At 64.7% G+C, this 17,389-nt stretch carries 15 protein-coding genes; 5 read left to right on the forward strand and 10 right to left on the reverse strand.

Features of this window, described 5'->3' with window-relative positions; all coding sequences use genetic code 11:
* Positions 1-81: 81 nt before the first annotated feature.
* Positions 82-2,841: a pyruvate dehydrogenase (acetyl-transferring), homodimeric type gene (aceE, locus tag CIMIT_RS08450; RefSeq protein ID WP_038591714.1), complete on the forward strand. Its 2,760-nt coding sequence runs from the start codon at positions 82-84 to the stop codon at positions 2,839-2,841.
* Positions 2,842-3,013: 172 nt separating this feature from the next.
* Here the strand turns inward: aceE and CIMIT_RS08455 are convergent, their stop codons facing one another.
* On the reverse strand, positions 3,014-3,958 hold the full coding sequence (locus CIMIT_RS08455; protein ID WP_038591717.1) for a Rib/alpha-like domain-containing protein: 945 nt from the start codon (positions 3,956-3,958) through the stop codon (positions 3,014-3,016).
* Positions 3,955-4,941, reverse strand: coding sequence for an alpha/beta fold hydrolase (locus CIMIT_RS08460; protein WP_038591720.1), 987 nt, complete (start codon positions 4,939-4,941; stop codon positions 3,955-3,957). The genes CIMIT_RS08455 and CIMIT_RS08460 overlap by 4 nt, the downstream gene beginning before the upstream one ends.
* A gap of 24 nt (positions 4,942-4,965) precedes the next feature.
* Here CIMIT_RS08460 and CIMIT_RS08465 point away from each other — a divergent pair, with 24 nt between their 5' ends.
* Both CIMIT_RS08465 and CIMIT_RS08470 read left to right on the forward strand, forming a co-directional pair.
* On the forward strand, positions 4,966-5,268 hold the full coding sequence (locus CIMIT_RS08465; RefSeq protein ID WP_038591723.1) for an acyl carrier protein: 303 nt from the start codon (positions 4,966-4,968) through the stop codon (positions 5,266-5,268).
* A 20-nt stretch (positions 5,269-5,288) separates the two neighbouring features.
* The gene (locus tag CIMIT_RS08470; RefSeq protein ID WP_038594549.1) at positions 5,289-6,047 is read left to right on the forward strand and encodes an HAD-IIA family hydrolase; all 759 of its coding nucleotides are present in this window, start codon (positions 5,289-5,291) and stop codon (positions 6,045-6,047) included.
* Here CIMIT_RS08470 and CIMIT_RS08475 read toward each other — a convergent pair.
* Both CIMIT_RS08475 and CIMIT_RS08480 read right to left on the reverse strand, forming a co-directional pair.
* Positions 6,044-7,429: an NAD-dependent succinate-semialdehyde dehydrogenase gene (locus tag CIMIT_RS08475; RefSeq protein ID WP_038591727.1), complete on the reverse strand. Its 1,386-nt coding sequence runs from the start codon at positions 7,427-7,429 to the stop codon at positions 6,044-6,046. The two genes, CIMIT_RS08470 and CIMIT_RS08475, sit on opposite strands and share 4 nt — an antisense overlap.
* On the reverse strand, positions 7,422-7,787 hold the full coding sequence (locus CIMIT_RS08480) for a hypothetical protein (protein ID WP_051904900.1): 366 nt from the start codon (positions 7,785-7,787) through the stop codon (positions 7,422-7,424). Before CIMIT_RS08480 ends, CIMIT_RS08475 begins: the two co-directional genes overlap by 8 nt.
* A gap of 394 nt (positions 7,788-8,181) precedes the next feature.
* Between CIMIT_RS08480 and CIMIT_RS08485 the strand changes: the two genes are divergently transcribed.
* Positions 8,182-9,978 (forward strand): flavin-containing monooxygenase, encoded by a 1,797-nt coding sequence (locus CIMIT_RS08485; protein WP_038591730.1) that lies wholly within the window; start codon positions 8,182-8,184, stop codon positions 9,976-9,978.
* On the opposite strand, the gene CIMIT_RS08490 is transcribed toward CIMIT_RS08485, so the two are convergent.
* From CIMIT_RS08490 to CIMIT_RS08515, 6 genes are read right to left on the reverse strand one after another with little or no spacing between them, the layout of a single operon-like run.
* Positions 9,975-10,892, reverse strand: coding sequence for a DMT family transporter (locus tag CIMIT_RS08490; RefSeq protein ID WP_038591733.1), 918 nt, complete (start codon positions 10,890-10,892; stop codon positions 9,975-9,977). The two genes, CIMIT_RS08485 and CIMIT_RS08490, sit on opposite strands and share 4 nt — an antisense overlap.
* Before the next feature lie 35 nt (positions 10,893-10,927).
* Entirely contained in the window at positions 10,928-11,866 is a 939-nt protein-coding gene (uriH, locus tag CIMIT_RS08495) for a uridine-preferring nucleoside hydrolase UriH (protein WP_038591736.1), read from the reverse strand.
* Complete coding sequence (uriT, locus tag CIMIT_RS08500; RefSeq protein ID WP_051904901.1) at positions 11,859-13,313, reverse strand: uridine transporter UriT; 1,455 nt, start codon at positions 13,311-13,313, stop codon at positions 11,859-11,861. Before uriT ends, uriH begins: the two co-directional genes overlap by 8 nt.
* 53 nt (positions 13,314-13,366) lie before the next feature.
* Entirely contained in the window at positions 13,367-13,885 is a 519-nt protein-coding gene (locus CIMIT_RS12160) for a hypothetical protein (RefSeq protein ID WP_051904902.1), read from the reverse strand.
* A gap of 3 nt (positions 13,886-13,888) precedes the next feature.
* Positions 13,889-14,341, reverse strand: a complete 453-nt coding sequence (locus CIMIT_RS08510) for a Panacea domain-containing protein (RefSeq protein ID WP_038591739.1) — start codon at positions 14,339-14,341, stop codon at positions 13,889-13,891.
* 39 nt (positions 14,342-14,380) lie between these two features.
* A complete protein-coding gene (locus CIMIT_RS08515) occupies positions 14,381-15,187 on the reverse strand; it encodes a serine hydrolase domain-containing protein (RefSeq protein WP_038591742.1) in 807 nt (268 codons plus the stop codon).
* A 168-nt stretch (positions 15,188-15,355) separates the two neighbouring features.
* On the opposite strand from CIMIT_RS08515, the gene CIMIT_RS08520 reads away from it, so the two are divergent.
* Positions 15,356-17,104: an AbgT family transporter gene (locus CIMIT_RS08520; RefSeq protein WP_038591745.1), complete on the forward strand. Its 1,749-nt coding sequence runs from the start codon at positions 15,356-15,358 to the stop codon at positions 17,102-17,104.
* Positions 17,105-17,389: the final 285 nt, after the last annotated feature.

Consider the following 17,389-nt stretch of genomic DNA (forward strand, 5'->3'; position numbering starts at 1 on the left):
AATGGCCCATTAATGACGGAAATCCTGAAACGAAGTAGGGTGGTGGGGAACGATTGCCCCAAAACAAAGGGAGGTTTTCTCGTGGCAGAGAAAGACCAGGCCAAAGAGTCGAACATCGAGCTGATTCGCGACGGTGTAGCTTCCTACCTGCACGACAGCGACCCGGAGGAAACCCAGGAATGGATGGATTCCTTCGACGGGCTGCTCGAAGAGTCTGATCCGGAGCGCGCACGCTACCTCATGCTGCGACTGCTGGAGCGCGCGAATGCGAAGCGCGTGCAGCTGCCAGCGCTGTCCTCCACGGACTTCGTCAACACTATCCCCACCTCCTTGGAGCCGGAATTCCCCGGCGACGAGCAGATTGAGAAGCGCTACCGCCGCTGGATGCGCTGGAACGCCGCCATCATGGTGCACCGCGCGCAGCGCCCGGGTGTGAAGGTCGGCGGCCACATCTCCACCTACGCTTCCGCAGCCGCGCTCTACGAGGTCGGTTTTAACCACTTCTTCCAGGGCAAGGACGCCGAGCACGGCGGCGACCAGGTCTTCTTCCAGGGTCACGCCTCCCCCGGCATGTATGCCCGCGCCTTCCTCGAAGGCCGCCTGAGCGAGGACGACCTCGACGGCTTCCGTCAGGAGCACTCCCGCCCGCAGGGTGGCATCCCGTCGTACCCGCACCCGCACGGCATGCGCGAATTCTGGGAGTTCCCCACCGTATCCATGGGTCTTGGCCCGATGAACGCGATCTACCAGGCCCGCTTTAACAAGTACCTGCAGGACCGCGGCATCAAGGACACCGAGAACCAGCACGTCTGGGCCTTCCTCGGCGACGGCGAGATGGACGAGCCGGAGTCCCGCGGCCTGCTGCAGATGGCTTCGCTCTACGAGCTGGACAACCTCACCTTCGTGATCAACTGCAACCTGCAGCGTCTCGACGGTCCGGTGCGCGGTAACGGCCAGATCATCCAGGAGCTGGAGACCTTCTTCATCGGCGCCGGCTGGAACGTGGTCAAGGTGGTCTGGGGCCGCGAGTGGGACGAGCTGCTTGAGAAGGACGAAGACGGCGCCCTGGTCAACATCATGAACACGACCAAGGACGGCGACTACCAGACCTTCAAGGCCAACGACGGTGCCTACGTCCGCGAGCACTTCTTCGGCCGCGACGAGCGCACCCGGAAGCTGGTCGAGGACATGAGCGACGAGGAGATCTGGGCGCTGCGCCGCGGTGGCCACGACTACCGCAAGGTCTACGCCGCCTACAAGCGCGCGCTGGAGACCAAGGGCAAGCCGACCGTCATCCTCGCGCACACCATTAAGGGCTACGGTCTCGGCCACAACTTCGAGGGCCGCAACGCCACCCACCAGATGAAGAACCTCACCCTGGAGGACCTCAAGCTCTTCCGCGACAAGCAGGAAATCCCGATCTCCGACGAGGAGCTGGAGAAGGATCCCTACCTGCCGCCCTACTACCACCCGGGCGAGGACGCCGAGGAGATCAAGTACCTCAAGGCACGCCGCGAGGAGCTCGGCGGTTACCTGCCGGAGCGTCGCGAAACCTACACCGCACTTGCGCAGCCGGACTTTGAGAAGACCTACAAGGCCCTGTTCAAGGACTCGGGCAAGCAGGAAGTCGCCACCACCATGGCGCTCGTGCGTACCTTCAAGGCCATGATGCGCGACAAGGAACTGGGCAAGCGCGTCGTACCGATCATCCCGGACGAGGCCCGCACCTTCGGCCTGGACTCCTGGTTCCCGGTGCAGAAGATCTACAACCCGAAGGGCCAGAACTACGTCCCGGTCGACCACGACCTGCAGCTGTCCTACCGCGAGGCAACCGACGGCCAGATCCTGCACGAAGGCATCAACGAGGACGGCTCGTCTGCCTCCTTCATCGCCGCCGGTACGTCGTACGCGACCCACGGCGAGCCGATGATCCCGATGTACATCTTCTACTCCATGTTCGGCTTCCAGCGCACCGGCGATAACTTCTGGGCCGCTGGCGACCAGATGGCCCGCGGCTTCATCATCGGCGCGACCGCCGGCCGCACCACGCTCACCGGCGAGGGCCTGCAGCACATGGACGGCCACTCCCCTGTCCTGGCGTCGACCAACCCGGCCGTGATCACCTACGACCCGGCGTTCGCCTACGAGATGCCGTACCTGGTGTCCAAGGGCATCGAGCGCATGTACGGCAGCGGCTCCGGCGAGGACGAGGACGTGATGTACTACATCACCGTCTACAACGAGCCGACCCACCAGCCGGCCCGCCCGGAGAACCTGGACGTCGAGGGCCTGCACAAGGGCATCTACCTTTACGACGAGGGCGAGAAGAAGGAGCACAACGTCTCCCTGCTCGCCTCCGGTATCGGCATGCAGCAGGCGCTGCGCGCCCAGAAGATCCTGCAGGACGAGTACAACGTCGGTGCCGCGATCTACTCGGTGACCTCCTGGGTCGAGCTGGCTCGCGACGGCGCGCGCGTGGCCAACGAGCAGCTGCGCAACCCGGAGAAGGAAGCAGAAGAGCCGTTTGCTACCACACAGCTGAAGCAGACCGAGGGCCCGTACATCGCTACCTCGGACTTTGCTACCAGCCTGCAGGAGCAGATCCGCGCCTACGTGCCGGGCCAGTACATCGTGCTGGGTGCGGACGGCTTTGGCTTCGCCGATACCCGCGAGGCTGCCCGCCGCTACTTCAACATCGATGCGGAGTCCATGGCAGTCGCCGCCCTGCTTGGCCTGGCCAACGAGGGCAAGATCGACCGCGATGTGGTCAGCAAGGCCGCCAAGGACATGCACATCGACGACCCGACGCACCCCAACCCGAACGGCGGCGATGAAGACTAAGCCGTTCGCGTGAGTGAAGCGCCCCCTTCCGGTTTTGTTTGCCGGGAAGGGGGCGTTTTGCGTTTCATGCGGTGCGGGATTGGGCCAGTGAACGTGTGAAAAATTCTGCACCTCGGCGCGCATTCGCCCAGGTCGGGTAAAAACTACTGCGGAATCTCTCACGCGCTGCCGGCTAGACCGGCAAGTTCAGCCCGTCGCCGAAGATCTTGGCCAACTGCGGCAGCAGGAACGCAACGGCACCGCCGATCGCGGCGATCAGGCCGATCACCAGCGCGGCGATCTGGCCGGCGGAAGATCCGGACTGGCCCACAGGCGGCACCCCAGGCGCAGCAGGCTTGTCGGTGGCACCCTTGCCGGTATTCCCCACCGTGAAGCGGGCCTCGTCGGTGGTGCCGTCGGCGTAGAGGACCGCGACGGTAAATTCGGAACCTGCACGGGAGTCACGAGGAACGGTAGTGGTCACTACCCCCTGCTTGTCGATGCTCGTATCCCAGCTCGCGTGCGAGCGGACGGTCCACGAAGCATCCTTAGGCAGCTGCAGTGGGTTGGTGTTGAACTCCCGGTAGTTGCCGTTTTCGGGGCGGATGGTCAGGCGCTGGCCTGGGTTGGCGCGCTGGGATTCGTAGGTGACGTCGTAAAGAAAGCTCTGGCCGGGCACGAGCTGCGGGCGCATCTGGACCAACTCGGTGGAGTCGTCCGGGTAGCAGATGCGTATGTCCAGCTTGTCAGTGGTGTTGGGGCCACGCTGGACGGAGGGGTGAGGCGCCCCCTCTTTGCGCAGGTTGTGCTGGAGGAAGAGCTCGAGCTGCTCGCCGCGGCGCTGCACCTTGATCGGTGCGGTGAGGTTGTCCTGCGTGGCAAGTGCCCAGGTCGCGCCCTTAGGCATGCCTTTGAGGTCGTAGAGCGCGCCCGTGCTGACGTAATAGCCGGGCACGTTGTACACGGTGCGCGGGGTGGTGTCGATGTAGGGCTCGTACTTGTCCTTCATCTGGGTGCCGTCGGAGACTCCGCTGTCGCCCCGCGCGGTACACGGCGTGGCTGCCGCTACTTCACCAGGCACAAGAACGCCCGCAGCCAGACAGGCGGCGACAACGCTCGCGCTCACAATCCGCTTCATGGCTCGACTCCTTCAATCAGCCGCACGATGGCGGTGGTGACGGCACCCGGCGCGTCGAGTGGCGGCATGTGCCCGGAGTCTGGCAGGACCTGCATGTAGGCGCCGGGCCAGATGCTGCGGAGTACCTCCGATTGTGACACGGGGGTGACGTTGTCTCGGTCACCAACCAGAATATATCCAGGAAGCTCAGCAAGTACAGTGCCAGCGTCCAGCTCGGAGTGATCCAGCAGGTCCTGGAAGTAGCCGGCGTAGGTTTCCAGCGGGGTTTCGCGGATCATTGCGGCGTGGAAGTCGACGATGTCGTAAGTCATCGGGCGGAAGTAGAAGCCCAAAGCCAGCACCGGCGCGATGGTGTCGGTGACCACCTCCCGCACGCCTTCGGCGAAGCGCGGGGTAGCACGGGTGACGGTCTCCAGCATGCGCCCGATCGGCCCGGCGAGGATCTGCGGCAGGCCCTGCATGGTGAAAGGCTCGACTGCGCTGGAGATCTGCACGCTGCCAGCCCAGGCGAACTCAGAGGCGTAGCGCCGCATCATCGAAAGCGACACGGGCCCGCCGAGCGAGTGCCCCACCACGATCACGGGGCCGCGCGCGCCGCGGGCACGCAGGACGGCGGCGCAGGCGTCGGCGGCGGCGTCGATGGTCAGCGCTGCCGGGTCAGGCGTCGGGTTTTGCCCGTGCCCGGGCAGGTCCAGCAGGATTTGGCGCACGCCGGGTGCCCGCTTATCGACGTCACGCACCTGCATATAAAACGTCTCCGCCGAAATATTGAAGCCGTGGACGTACACCACTGTGGTCGCGGCCGGATCTTCTGGCCCGGTCTCGTAGAAGTGGACCTCGCTGCCCGCTACATCCACGGTGCCAGTGCGGGTGTAGGCAAGGCCGATGGCGCCGTCGGCGTCGTGAAGCTTGGCGCGGGTGCGGAGCAGATTGCGGCGCGCGGCGGGCGTGAGTGTGCGCGCATAGGCGAGCGGGCGGAGCATGTCATTCACCTTATTATGGGGTGTATGGAACTCTCGCAACGCCTCAACCTCGGTGACTTCAGCAAGCTTCTCGACGCCGACGAGCCCGAAAACAACACCCCCGCCGACACCTTCTCGCGCCTGGCCGCGCTGATCGAGCGCGTCACCGGCGAAGAGGATAGCGTTTCCCCGTCGACGGCGCTCACGGACACGGGCATCAGCTCGCTGGACCGCATCGAGCTGGCTATCCGCATCGAGGATGAGTTCGGCGCACGGGTCACCGAGCATGTCTACGATGAGTGCGAGACAGTCGGCGAACTCGCAGATTACTTGGAGGATGAGCAGTGAGCATCGCGTACTTGACGGACATGGACGGTGTGTTGCACCGCGAGGGCGACATGATCCCGGGCGCGGACGAATTCATCTCGCGGCTGCGCGAGCAGGACATCCCGTTTATGGTGCTCACGAACAACTCGATGCAGACCCCGCGCGATCTGTCTGCCAAGCTCACCCGCATGGGGCTGCACATCGAACCGGAGCGCATCTGGACTTCCGCCACCGCGACGGCGAAGTTCCTCTCGCAGCAGGCGGGCGAGGCCTCCGCGTACGTGATCGGCGAGGCGGGGCTGACCACCGCGCTGCACGAGATGGGCTGGATCCTTACCGAGGCGGACCCGGACTTCGTGGTGCTCGGCGAGACCCGCACCTACTCCTTCGAGGCGCTGACCACGGCGTGCAACCTCATCCGGCGCGGTTCGCGCTTCATCGCCACCAACCCGGACCTGACGGGCCCAGGCCCCAACGGCGTGATCCCCGCGACCGGCTCGGTGGCGGCCATGATCACCGCGGTAACCGGCCGCGACCCCTACTACGTGGGCAAACCCAACCCAGTGATGATGCGCTCGGCGCTGAATAACTTAGGCGTGCACTCGGAGAACACGGTGATGATCGGCGACCGCATGGACACCGACATTAAGGCCGGCATGGAGGCGGGCATGCGCACCGTGCTGGTGCGCACCGGGATTAGCGACGATGCGGAGATCGCCCGCTACCCCTACCGCCCCACCGCGATCGTGGATTCCGTCGCAGATTTGGTTGGGCGCATCGAGGCGCCCTTCGGCGACTAGTCAGCGACGTAGTAGCGCTGCTTGTTCACAAACTCGTCCATGCCGAGCGAGCCCAGCTCGCGGCCGAAGCCGGAGTTCTTCACGCCACCGAACGGCAGCTCGGGCCCGCGCGCCTGCGGGATGTTCACGTGGATCATGCCGGTGACCACGCGGTTGGCCACCTTCTTGGCGCGCTCCTCGTCCTGGGAGAAGACCGCACCACCCAGGCCGTAGTTGCAGTTATTGGCCAGCTCGATGGCTTCGTCGTCGCTTGCGACCTTGTAGATTTCGGCGACGGGCCCGAAGAACTCGGCCTGGTAGGACTCGGAGCCGACGGGGACGTCGGTAAGCACGGCGGGCGTGAAGTAAGCGCCTTCGCCGGTCAGCTCGCCACCGACGTGCAGCGTGGCGCCTTCTTCGACGGCCTTGCGCACCTGGTCGCGCAGGGTTTCTGCCGCACCGCGCGAGGACAGCGGGTAGAAGTGGCCCTTCTGCGGGTTAAAAGGATCGCCCTGGGTGAAGTCCTTCGCGCGGCGAACCATGGCGTCGACGAAGTCGTCGTAGATGTCGTCCATGACGATGATGCGCTTGTTCGACGTACACGCCTGGCCGGTGTTTGCCAGACGCTTGCCCCACGCGGTGTCGGCCGCAGCCTCGACGTCGTCGGTGTCCAGCACGATGTAGGCGTCGGTGCCGCCGAGCTCGAGCAGCGCCTTCTTCAGGTTCTGGCCGGCAGTGGCGGCGACGGCCCGCCCGGCGCGCTCGGAGCCGGTAAGTGAGACACCCTGCACGCGGATGTCGGCGAGCAGGTCAGCCACTTGGTCGTGGGTGGCGCGGATGTTGGTAAAGATGCCGGTGGGCGCGCCGGTTTTCGCGCACGCCTCGTCGACAATCGCCTGGATGGCTTCCGCCGAGCGGGGGCAGATCTCGGCGTGCTTGAGCAGCACGGTATTGCCCGCCATCAGCGTCGGCGCGATGAAGCGCGCGACCTGGTAGTACGGGAAGTTCCACGGCATGACGCCCACGATGACGCCGATGGGCACCTTGCGGATGACGGCCTCGCCGCCGGTGTGCTCGATCGGCTCGTCGGCGCTCAACGCGGCGCCGTGCTCGGCGTAGTAGTTGAAGATGCTCACGACGTCGTCGAGTTCGCCTTCGCCCTGGTCAAGCGGTTTGCCCATCTCTTCGGCGATGATGCGGGTGAGTTCGGGACGCTTGGCGTCGAAAAGCAAGGCGATTTCGCGCAGCAGCTTGGCGCGATCGTCGAAGCTCACCTCGCGCCACTGGGTGAAGGCCTCATCGGCGCGGTCGAGGGCGGAGCTCAGCTCGGCGTCGGTGATGAAGTCGAAGGTCTCGACGACCTCGTTGGTTGCCGGGTTCTGTACACGGTATTGATCAGACATGCGCCCCATCGTACGGCCGCGGCGTGACGCGCGCTACAAAGCCGTGCGTTTTGGCGTATGCGTCCAAGCGCTCGGCGAAAGTGTCCAGGGCCTCGGCGGGCGCGCGCAGCGTTTCGCGGCAGCAGTAGGTGCCGTCGGCCTCGCGCTGCCAGCGGGTAAACCAGATCGCGTCCTCGTCATCCGTGGTGGGCGCGTCGGGCAGCTCGCAGAGCAGCTTCTCGACGCCACGCCGACACCCCCGCCTCATCCCGGACACCACCAACGTCGCGGCGGCAGTGGGCGCGTGTGCGGCTGGCGCGGTTGCGGCGCGCGTGAACGTAGCCGTCGAGGCGTACGGCGCGACCAATGTCGTAGTCATGAGTTGGGGACCTTCCGTATCGTGCTTCGCGGTGCCGCATGCGTGTGACTGCGCGTCGACGTGACTAGTGCCTTGCGCGGTCCCGCATGCGGCGGTGGACACCCCACACCCGGTGACTAGGCGGGTTCCGGCCGCGGTGACTAGGCGCGGCGGCGGAGTGTAAGACGAGAGGTTCGTCTTCCCCAACGGCCTCTTGTATCTCGCGACCAATCTTGCGCCACACAAGTTCACCCCGGCAACCCTCAACCGCAGGTTGATCCCCCTATTTACTCAAGTTGAGGTAGAGGGTGACACACGGATCACGGCCGCCACATTTGGAATTTGTTGTGGCGCACACCTCAGGCGCGCGTGTACTGTGTCGCCCAACACCCCTAACTGATGGAAAGGCACTCCCATGACCGAGACCACCGCACAACAATGGCTCAACGACCTCGAGGCCGCGACTGCGCAGGCCGATCCCACGGCCGCCGGCGAGGCTGCCGCCGCACTGTTCGAACCGGAGGGATTCTGGCGCGACCTCACCGCCATGACGTGGAACCTGTACACCGCTGAGGGCCGCGAGGAAATCGCACGCATGGTCACCGCCACCCACCCGGACAGCATGATCACCAACACGGAGCTGGCCGAGGTCGTCGACGAGGGCGATGGGGTCACGAGGATCCAGTTCACCTGCGAGACCGGCAATTTTTTCTGCCGCGGCATCGCCAGGCTTCGAGCTGGCAAAGCGTGGACGCTGCTGACTTCCGGCCGCGAGCTGAAGGACTTCCCGGAAAAGCGCGGACGCAACCGCGAGCTCGGCGCGCAGCACGGGCCACAGCAGGACCCGGAGAACTGGGCTGATCGCCGCGAGAAGCGCCGCGCCACCTTGGGCATCTCCGAGCAGCCCTACGTGCTGATCATCGGCGGCGGCCAGGGCGGCATTGCGCTGGGTGCGAGGTTGAAGCGTCAGGGGGTGCCGGCGTTGATCGTCGATAAGGCGGACCGCCCGGGCGATCAGTGGCGCGGCCGCTACCACTCCCTGTGCCTGCATGACCCGGTGTGGTACGACCACATGCCCTACCTGCCCTTCCCAGACGACTGGCCGGTGTTCACACCGAAAGACAAGATGGGCGACTGGCTCGAGCACTACGTCGGCATCATGGACCTTGATTACTGGACCAACGCGGAGGTCACCCACGCCGAGTTCGACGATGAGCAAAAGCGCTGGAACGTCACCCTGAAACGCGACGGCGAGGAACTTACGCTGCACCCGACCCAGTTGGTCTTTGCCACCGGCATGTCGGGCGTGCCGAACCGCCCGCAGCTCAAGGGCCAAGAAGACTTCCAAGGCGAGATCCGACACTCCTCCGAGCACCCCGGCGGCGAGGGTGATAAGGACAAGGACGTGGTGATCCTGGGCGCGAACAACTCCGCCCACGACATCGCCGCGGACCTGGTGCACAACGGTGCGCGTCCGGTGATGATCCAGCGCTCGTCCACGCACGTGTCGCAGTCGGACTCGTTGATGAAGCACGTTTTCGGCCCGCTGTACTCGGAAGACGCGGTGGAGGCCGGGATCGATACCGACACGGCCGACCTGCTGTTCGCCTCCTGGCCGTACAAGGTGCTCCCCGATGCGCAGCGGCCCGCGTTTGATCAGATCCGCGAGGAGGATGCGGAGTTCTACCAGGCGCTCGCCGACCGCGGCTTTATGGTGGACTTCGGCGACGATGACTCCGGGCTCTTCCTGAAGTACCTGCGCCGCGGCTCCGGCTACTACATCAACGTCGGCGCTTCGGAGCTGGTTGCCGACGGCTCGATCCCCGTCCACTCCCCCACCTCGATCGCCGAGGTCAAGGAGCGCTCGGTTGTGCTTGACGACGGCACCGAGCTCCCCGCCGACGTCATCGTGCTCGCCACCGGCTACGGCTCAATGAACGGCTGGGTCGAGCACCTCATCGACAAGGAGACCGCCGATAAGGTCGGCCGCGTGTGGGGCTTGGGCTCAGACACCACGAAGGACCCGGGCCCTTGGGAGCGCGAGCTGCGCAACATGTGGAAGCCGACTCAGGTGGACCAGCTGTGGTTCCACGGCGGCAACCTGCACCAGTCGCGCCACTACTCGCGCTATCTCTCCCTGCAGCTCAAGGCGCGCTACGAGGGGATGGACACGCCGGTCTACGAGCTGGCCGAGGTCCACCACACCTCCTAGAGCAGCCGCACCGCCAACACGCCCGCGAGGATCAACACGAGCCCGGCCGCGCGGGTCGCGTTGATCTTGCGTTTGGCGGCGCCGAAAGCGCCGACTGATTCCATCACCTGGCCGCCCGCGATGGTGCCCGCGTTAAACGCGATCACGGTCGTGGCCGTGCCGAGGATGGGTACGAGTGTCGCGCCACCGATGACGAAAGTCGCGCCGACGACACCGCCCAGCCACATCCACCACGGCCCCGCCGTGGGTGTACGGGTGAGCTGGCGCGGGCTGGTCACCAGCACCGCGATGAGAAGCAGCAGCGCGCCGACCGCCAGGTTAATCTCGGCGGCGTGCAGCGAGGAGCCCGCGATCGTGCCCAGGTATCCGTTGACCGCCGCCTGGATTGCCGAGCCCATGCCGACGGCGACGCCGAGCAGGCGGTAGAGCCACAGCCCGGCCCCGTCGGCGTCGCCGCTTGCGGCATTGCGCCGCACGCCGAGCACCACCGCGATGCCGAGAAGCACTACTGCTGCGCCGAGGACGCGCAGCAGGCTCACCGACTGCTGCGGCGAGTGGAACAGGCCGAAGTAGTCGATGGTAAGCCCCATGATGACCTGTCCCAGGATCGGGAGCACCACGGTCTGTACCGCGCCGAGTTTGGGGAAGAGCAGGATGTTGCCCAGCACGAAGACTGCGCCCATGAACCCGCCGAGCCAGATCCACCAGGGCGCGTGGGTCCCCGGCGCGAACTGCGGCACGGGGTTGCCCACCAGCACGGCGGTAGCCAGGATGGACAGCAGCAGCGCGATGCTAAAGGAAAGCATTGCGGAGACCACCGGCTGGTTGCCTACGCTTAGGCGCAGGCGGGAGTTCGCGGCGGTCTGGATGGGGATCAGCGCGCCGATGGCAAGTGCGATGGGGAGGTGCAACATAGCTAGGAATGCTAACGCCTCACCCGGCGTACCCCCTACCCCAGGCGCTGAGCGGCATCGACCACCATGTCCCAGAACTTGTCCACGTCCAGCTCGGTGGCCGCAAACGTGGTGCAATCGGCAGGCGCGGGCGCGCGGAAATCCGCAACCGTGCGGCCGGTGGTCAATGCGCCGGAGAGTTCGACGTCGATGGGTACGGGCACGGTCTTTACCACTGACGGGTCGATGAGGTAGGCCACGCAGCAGGGGTCGTGCACCGGCGGGTTGTCGAAGCCCTGGTTGTCCTTGTAGTTGGAACGGAAGGCGTCGAAAAGCCCGACGACCAGATCGCCCACGTTGCTGCCGAGTGCGGCGAAGCGCTGCTCCACCTCGGGCGTGGCCAGGGCCTGGTGGGTCAGATCCAGCCCGACCATGACCACCGGCCAGGACTCGTTGAAGACGATGTGGGCGGCCTCCGGGTCGACGACGATGTTGAACTCGGCCGAGGCCGTCCAGTTGCCGGTGGCATAGGCGCCGCCCATGAGCACTACCTCGCGGACGCGCTCGACGATGCGCGGCTCCAGGCGCGCCGCGAGCGCGATGTTGGTCAAAGGCCCGGTGGGCACGAGCGTGACGGTGCCAGGTTCCTCGGCCATGATGGTGTCGATGATCGCGCGCACCGCGTGGGTTTCGCTGACCTCGACGTCCGGTTCCGGCAGCTCGAAGCCGTGGATTTCCATGCCGGTGTCGCCGTGGACGGCCTCAGCGGTTTCCACCTCGCGCACCAGCGGGCGGTGCGCGCCGCGGTAGATGGGCACGTCGGTGCGTCCGGCGACGGTAAGCACCTGGGCCGCGTTGCGTGTGACTTTGTCGATGGTGTGGTTGCCGCCCACCGTCGTTAAGCAAAGCAGCTCAATCGACGGGTCGCCGAGCGCGAGCAGAATAGCGACTGCATCATCATGGCCCGGGTCACAGTCAAGAATAATTTTACGCACGGTTGGCCTCCTCAGCGGCGATGGTGTCGGGCAGATCCTGCGGGCGCGGGATCAGGAAGGAAGTGCAGAACGCGGCAATCAGCAGCACCAGGCCCGCGATCATGCCGGCGCGGTAGCCGCCGCCCTGGTCCGCGAACGAGGTGACCACCGCGAAGATGACGGTGAACGAGATGCCGGCGCCGAGGTTGAACGCGCCCGCGTTCAGGCCCGGCAGGTAGCCCTGGTTGTACTTCGGCGCGAGCGTGACGTGCAGCGAGCCAAGCATGATGTTGGCGATGCCCGCGTACGTGATACCCGCGGCGATGGAAAGCAGCAGCAGAAGCACCGGCGTCGGGTTGCCCACGATGAAAATCCCCATGAGCACCGACAGTGCCGCCCCACCGATGCCGATCTTCAGCACCAGGTTGTAGCCCAGTCGGCCGGCGAGGAAACCGGCCAACGGCCCGACGACAAGCCCGGCGATGGCGTATGGCGTAAGCGTCCAGAAGGAGACGGTGCCGGCCGACAGGCCGGGGCCGTGCACCTGGTCCTGGGCCAGGTTGGGCACCAGGCCGTTCATCACGGCGAAGATACCGGTCATGGTGAGCGTGGTGGTGGTCAACAGCGCCCAGGTACGACGCTGCTTGATTAGGTCGGGCTGCACCAGCGGGTGGTGGGTGGAGTGCTCGGCGCGCCAGAAGACCACGAGCGCGGCCGCGCCGATGGCCAGCAGGATGATCACCATGAACCAGTTGGCCTCGGCGAGCGCGCCGGCCTCGTTGAAGGCGGTAAGGATCGTGCCGATCGCCACGACGAGCCAGGCCACCCCCTTCCAGTCCATCGGCTGCAGCTCGTTGGACTTCGTCTCCGCCACCCCGTAGCGGATGGTAAAGACCGCGGCGAGTGCGAACGCGCCGATCACCCAGAACAGGGAGCGGAACCCGAAGGCGGCGGTGAGCCAGCCGCCGAGGATGGCGTCCACGCCCGCGATGCCGCCGTTAATGGAGGTCAAAATGCCCACCAGGAACGCGAACTGCTTCTCATCGCGCACCGCCTGCCGCAGCATCACCGAGGTCAGCGCCACCGTCGGCCCGGAGACACCCTGCACCACGCGCCCGATAAACAGCATGGTCACGTTCACCGATAGCGCGGCGATGATCGAGCCGACAACGGTGACGGCCATCATGCCCACGAGCACCTTCCGGCGGCCAATCAGGTCACCCCACCGCGGCATAAACAGCGAGAACAGCGCCGCCGCGGTGAAGAACGCCGTCTGCGTCATGCCGATCTGGCTCGCGGTAGCGTCCAGCTCCACCTGCATCGTAGCCAGCGCGGGCGCGAGCATGGAGGCGTTGAGCTGGAACGCGAAAACGGCGGTGAGCAGGGCCAACATGAGTGGCCACACTTGTGAGGACGGGAGTTTCTGCCCGGGCGCGGGGACCTGGGCGTTATCGATGCCACTTGTCATGCGCCACAGTTTATTGCAAAAACGGCCGCATCACACGGGTAGAAAATGGATTTTTAGGTGTTCCGCAACGACACCGGGGAAACCTGGTGTTCCGGGTCGTACCAAAGAATCCTGAAGAGCGCCCCCGATCGGAAGCCCCACAATCTGGTTTCACCAGAGAGTCGAAAGCGAAACAGTCGTTCTTCTACGGCAGGTAGTTCGCTGAGCCTCTTTTGTGCTTCCTTGGAAAGAGATTCGATGGCTTGGTCATGGTTCCGTGCCCGTTTCTTTCTCCCTGACATGACCGTCTCAGCGAGGCAATCCTTCCACTTCTTACTGGTTACCTCGTCGAGAAACTTCAGTAGTTCCACTGATTCAGAGGCGGAGAGGTCCCAGCGTCTTCCATCGTTCCCCGGGATCGCGTCAATTTCTCTCGCGGTCCAGCGGACGAACTCTTCCCGGTACCCTTCGGATGCTAAGGCTTCACCCGGGACGCGCTTTTCTGCGTCACCGGCATCCGGGAATGGAGTTTGCTTGATCTTGGCGTTGTTCCGTTGCTTCGCAAGCTTCTTGCGAGCGCGCTTGCCACCCATTTTCTACGCCGTAGATGCGGACTGGACGGCACTGTAGAAGTCTTGCATGACTTCTTCATTGATCGTGCTCGTGGAGGGCTCGCCGTCAGCGATGCCCTCTCGTGCTTCTCGCCAAGGCCGCTCGCTGTGCGCGAGGTCGCTCAACTGCTGGCCGCTGAGGTGCCCGTACGCCTCTAGGACCACATCGATGGTTTCTTTCTCAGCGTCAGTGAGGTTGCCGGAGTCACCGGGGAACATCGCAAGCTCTGCGGTGAATTTCCCGCGGTGCTGATCGTAAAGTTCCCGCACGATTGGCCCATTGGCCCAAGCTTCTATGCGCGCGTGGAATAGCGGTTTTTCATCCCACACCAAGTTCCACGCTTGAGCGTAGTAGATCAGCTTCTGCAACTTCATAGTGCTGACGCTCCCCGATTGCCGTTCGAGGATGTAGCGCGCCACGTCATTTACTTGGGCCATAACATCTCCTCCCGCATACCCCCTGGATGTAAAAACACTCTACCCCATCAGCGCCTCCCACACAGCCGTGTTTGTCTCCTGCCACAGCGGCTTCGCCCAGTCGCCGAACTCACGGTCCGTCAGCGCCACCATCGCCTGCCCGTCGGCCACCCACAGATACGTACCCGCCATACCGAAGTGCCCGACCGTGTCCGCGGGCATCCCGTCGCCCGTCCAGTGCGGTGCCTTCTCCCCCTTAATCTCAAAGCCAAGGCCCCACGGGCAGGGCTTCTGCATGCCGTAGCCTGGCACAACACCGCGCAGGTCCCCGAATTGGTTCGAAAACGCCTCGCGCAGCGTCCCCTCTGCTAGAAGCTTCGGCTCCAGCAGCTCCTGCGCGAACAGCGCCAGGTCGCTTATCGACGCCCGCCCGCCATGGCCCGCCGACCCATACACTTCCGCCGTACGCATCCCCAGCGGCTCGAAGACCCCCTCACGCAAGTAGTCGCCGAAGCCGATCCCGGTTTCCTCCTCCAAAAAGTCCGCCAGAATCTCGTAGCCGGCGGAGGAATAGATGCGCCGCTCGCCCACTGGCTTTTGCAACTCGCGCGTATCAAAGCCCACACCACCGGCGTGCGCGAGCAGGTGCCGCACGGTCGCCCCCTCGGGCCCGCAGGGTGTGTCCAGCTCGAAGGCCCCCTCCTCCACCGCGAGCAGGATGCCGTAGGCCGAGAGCAACTTGGTCACGCTGGCCAGCTCGTAGACGCCCTCGGCATCGCCGTACGTGCCGGTGCGCGTGCCAATCAGCGCGGCGCTGACGTTGTCGGCGGGCCAGGAATCCAGAAACGGGGCTAAATCGACGTGCATGAGCTTCAAGCCTACCAATGTGTACACGACACCTGGTTTGTGTAAGCTGGCTTACACCTGAGCGCCGGAAGGGGTAAGGGTCACCGGCCGAACGGCCTTCATAACTGCACGCAGCCTGCACTTTTTTTAAAAAAGCGCGGGCCCCAACGAGCACGAGAGGGAGAATCGATGACCGGTTCCTCTAAAGTCCCGCCCGGAGACACGGGCACGAACGAAAAGGCCAAGGGCCGCGAAGACAGCCACGAGCACGAAGACGGCGAGGGCGCAGGCTTCCTCGGCTTCATCGAAAGGGTCGGCAACAAGCTGCCGGATCCTTTCTGGCTCTTCGTCATCCTCGCCGGCGTTGTTGCCGTGACCTCCTGGATCGGCCACAAAATCGGCATGAGCGCCGTCGACCCCGGCACGGGTGAGACCATCGAGGTGGAATCGCTGCTCACCGGCGAGAACATCTCGCGCATGGTCACCGACGCGGTGGAGAACTTCATCGCCTTCCCGCCGCTCGGCGTGGTGCTTTCGGTGATGCTGGGCGTGGCCGTAGCAGAGCAGACTGGCTTCCTCGGCGCCCTGGTGCGCGCGATGGTGGCCAAGGTTGGCCCGCGCATGCTCACGTTCATGGTGGCGCTGGCCGGTGTGACCGGTTCCGTGGCTTCCGACGCGATCTACGTGATCATCATCCCGCTGGGCGCGCTCGCCTTCCACGCGGTGGGGCGCTCGCCGATCGTGGGTGCGATGGTGGCGTTCGCGGCGTCGTCGGCAGGCTTTAATGCCTCGCTGATCCTCAACATCACCGACCTGCTGCTCGCCGGCATTTCTACCTCGGCGGCCAACATTGTCGACGAGGCCTACGAGGTCTCCCCGTTGGCCAACATCTACTTCGTCATCCCGTCCGCGGTGGTGCTCGCGCTGGTGATCACTGCGGTGACTGAGTTCTTCGTGGACAAGAAGGCGCAGGCGCTGGTCAACCACGATCACATCGAGACCAAGGAACTCGCTTTTGACAAGATCGAAAGCCGCGAGCACGCCAAGGCCCTCAAAGAGGCCGACTCCGGCGACCCGCTGGTAGAGGAGGCCGCTGGCAAACCTAAGGAGACTCCAGAGCCGGAATACGAGCGCCAAGAGGGCGAGCTGACCGAGGAGCAGCTCAAACTCTCCCCCATCGAGTGGAAGGGCATGCTGTGGTCCACCGTGGCGCTCGTGCTGTTCCTTATCGCCTACTTCGTTCTGCTCTTCGTCCCGGCCTCGCCGTTCGCGCGCCCGGAGGAGGGCTTCATGGAGTCCCCGCTGATCCGCGCGATTGCCGTGCCGATCGCCCTGGCGTTCTTCCTTCTGGGCCTGGTCTACGGCCTGATCGTCGGCACGATCACCTCAGCCGCGGATATCCCGGCGTTCATGGCGCGCGGCCTGCAGTCGCTGCTGCCGATGCTGGTGCTCTTCTTCGCCGTCTCCCAGTTCCTGGCCTGGTTCACCTGGTCCAACCTGGGTTCTTGGACCGCGATTAACGGCGCGGAACTGCTCCAGCGCTGGAACCTGCCAAACGTCCTGCTCTTCCTCGGCTTTGTGATCATGGTGGCGCTGGTCAACCTGTTCATCACCTCGGGCTCCGCGCAGTGGGCACTCATGGCCCCGGTGGTAGTCCCGATGATGATGTACGTGGGCATCGCGCCGGAGGTCACCCAGATGCTCTATCGCATCGGCGACTCCCCGTCGAACATCATCACCCCGATGTCGCCCTACTTCGCGCTCGCACTGACCTTCCTGCAGCGCTATTACAAGAAGGCCGGCGTGGGCACGCTCATGTCCCTGGCGCTGCCGTACACCATCGCGATGATGGCGGGCTGGTTCATCTTCTTCCTCATCTGGTACTACGTGGGCATCCCGCTCGGCCCGGGCTCGCCGATGGACTACCAGGTGGGCTAGCCCCCGCTTCTCGACGCCCCCTTCACCCCGGCCCCGCCTCCTACCCCAAGGAGCGCGGGGCCGGGGTTGTTTCAGGGCATCACACGCGAAGTACGGAAAGAGCCTCTCGCCTTGAGGCGGCAAAATACCTTTTATTCCTCGCAGGAGTTCTATTCCCGAGCCTGTCACGCAACCTGGAAACGCCGCCCCTTTCCCTGCCAAAAAGCTTGTACTAACCAGTACATTTACCCAGCAGGGGCTGGAATTTCGTGGTTAGATGTATATGTCATTATTTCCACCCTCATT

Origin of the sequence: Corynebacterium imitans, from assembly GCF_000739455.1 — a bacterium.
Lineage (GTDB): Bacteria > Actinomycetota > Actinomycetes > Mycobacteriales > Mycobacteriaceae > Corynebacterium > Corynebacterium imitans.

What these genes read in the sequence shown, in the direction of transcription:
- CIMIT_RS08455 (WP_038591717.1), bottom strand. Translation starts at nt 3,958, where the DNA reads ATGAAGCGGATTGTGAGCGCGAGCGTTGTCGCCGCCTGTCTGGCTGCG.
- CIMIT_RS08460 (WP_038591720.1), bottom strand. Translation starts at nt 4,941, where the DNA reads ATGCTCCGCCCGCTCGCCTATGCGCGCACACTCACGCCCGCCGCGCGC.
- CIMIT_RS08465 (WP_038591723.1), top strand. Translation starts at nt 4,966, where the DNA reads ATGGAACTCTCGCAACGCCTCAACCTCGGTGACTTCAGCAAGCTTCTC.
- CIMIT_RS08470 (WP_038594549.1), top strand. Translation starts at nt 5,289, where the DNA reads ATGGACGGTGTGTTGCACCGCGAGGGCGACATGATCCCGGGCGCGGAC.
- CIMIT_RS08475 (WP_038591727.1), bottom strand. Translation starts at nt 7,429, where the DNA reads ATGTCTGATCAATACCGTGTACAGAACCCGGCAACCAACGAGGTCGTC.
- CIMIT_RS08480 (WP_051904900.1), bottom strand. Translation starts at nt 7,787, where the DNA reads ATGACTACGACATTGGTCGCGCCGTACGCCTCGACGGCTACGTTCACG.
- CIMIT_RS08485 (WP_038591730.1), top strand. Translation starts at nt 8,182, where the DNA reads ATGACCGAGACCACCGCACAACAATGGCTCAACGACCTCGAGGCCGCG.
- CIMIT_RS08490 (WP_038591733.1), bottom strand. Translation starts at nt 10,892, where the DNA reads ATGTTGCACCTCCCCATCGCACTTGCCATCGGCGCGCTGATCCCCATC.
- uriT (WP_051904901.1), bottom strand. Translation starts at nt 13,313, where the DNA reads ATGACAAGTGGCATCGATAACGCCCAGGTCCCCGCGCCCGGGCAGAAA.
- CIMIT_RS12160 (WP_051904902.1), bottom strand. Translation starts at nt 13,885, where the DNA reads ATGGGTGGCAAGCGCGCTCGCAAGAAGCTTGCGAAGCAACGGAACAAC.
- CIMIT_RS08510 (WP_038591739.1), bottom strand. Translation starts at nt 14,341, where the DNA reads ATGGCCCAAGTAAATGACGTGGCGCGCTACATCCTCGAACGGCAATCG.
- CIMIT_RS08515 (WP_038591742.1), bottom strand. Translation starts at nt 15,187, where the DNA reads ATGCACGTCGATTTAGCCCCGTTTCTGGATTCCTGGCCCGCCGACAAC.
- CIMIT_RS08520 (WP_038591745.1), top strand. Translation starts at nt 15,356, where the DNA reads ATGACCGGTTCCTCTAAAGTCCCGCCCGGAGACACGGGCACGAACGAA.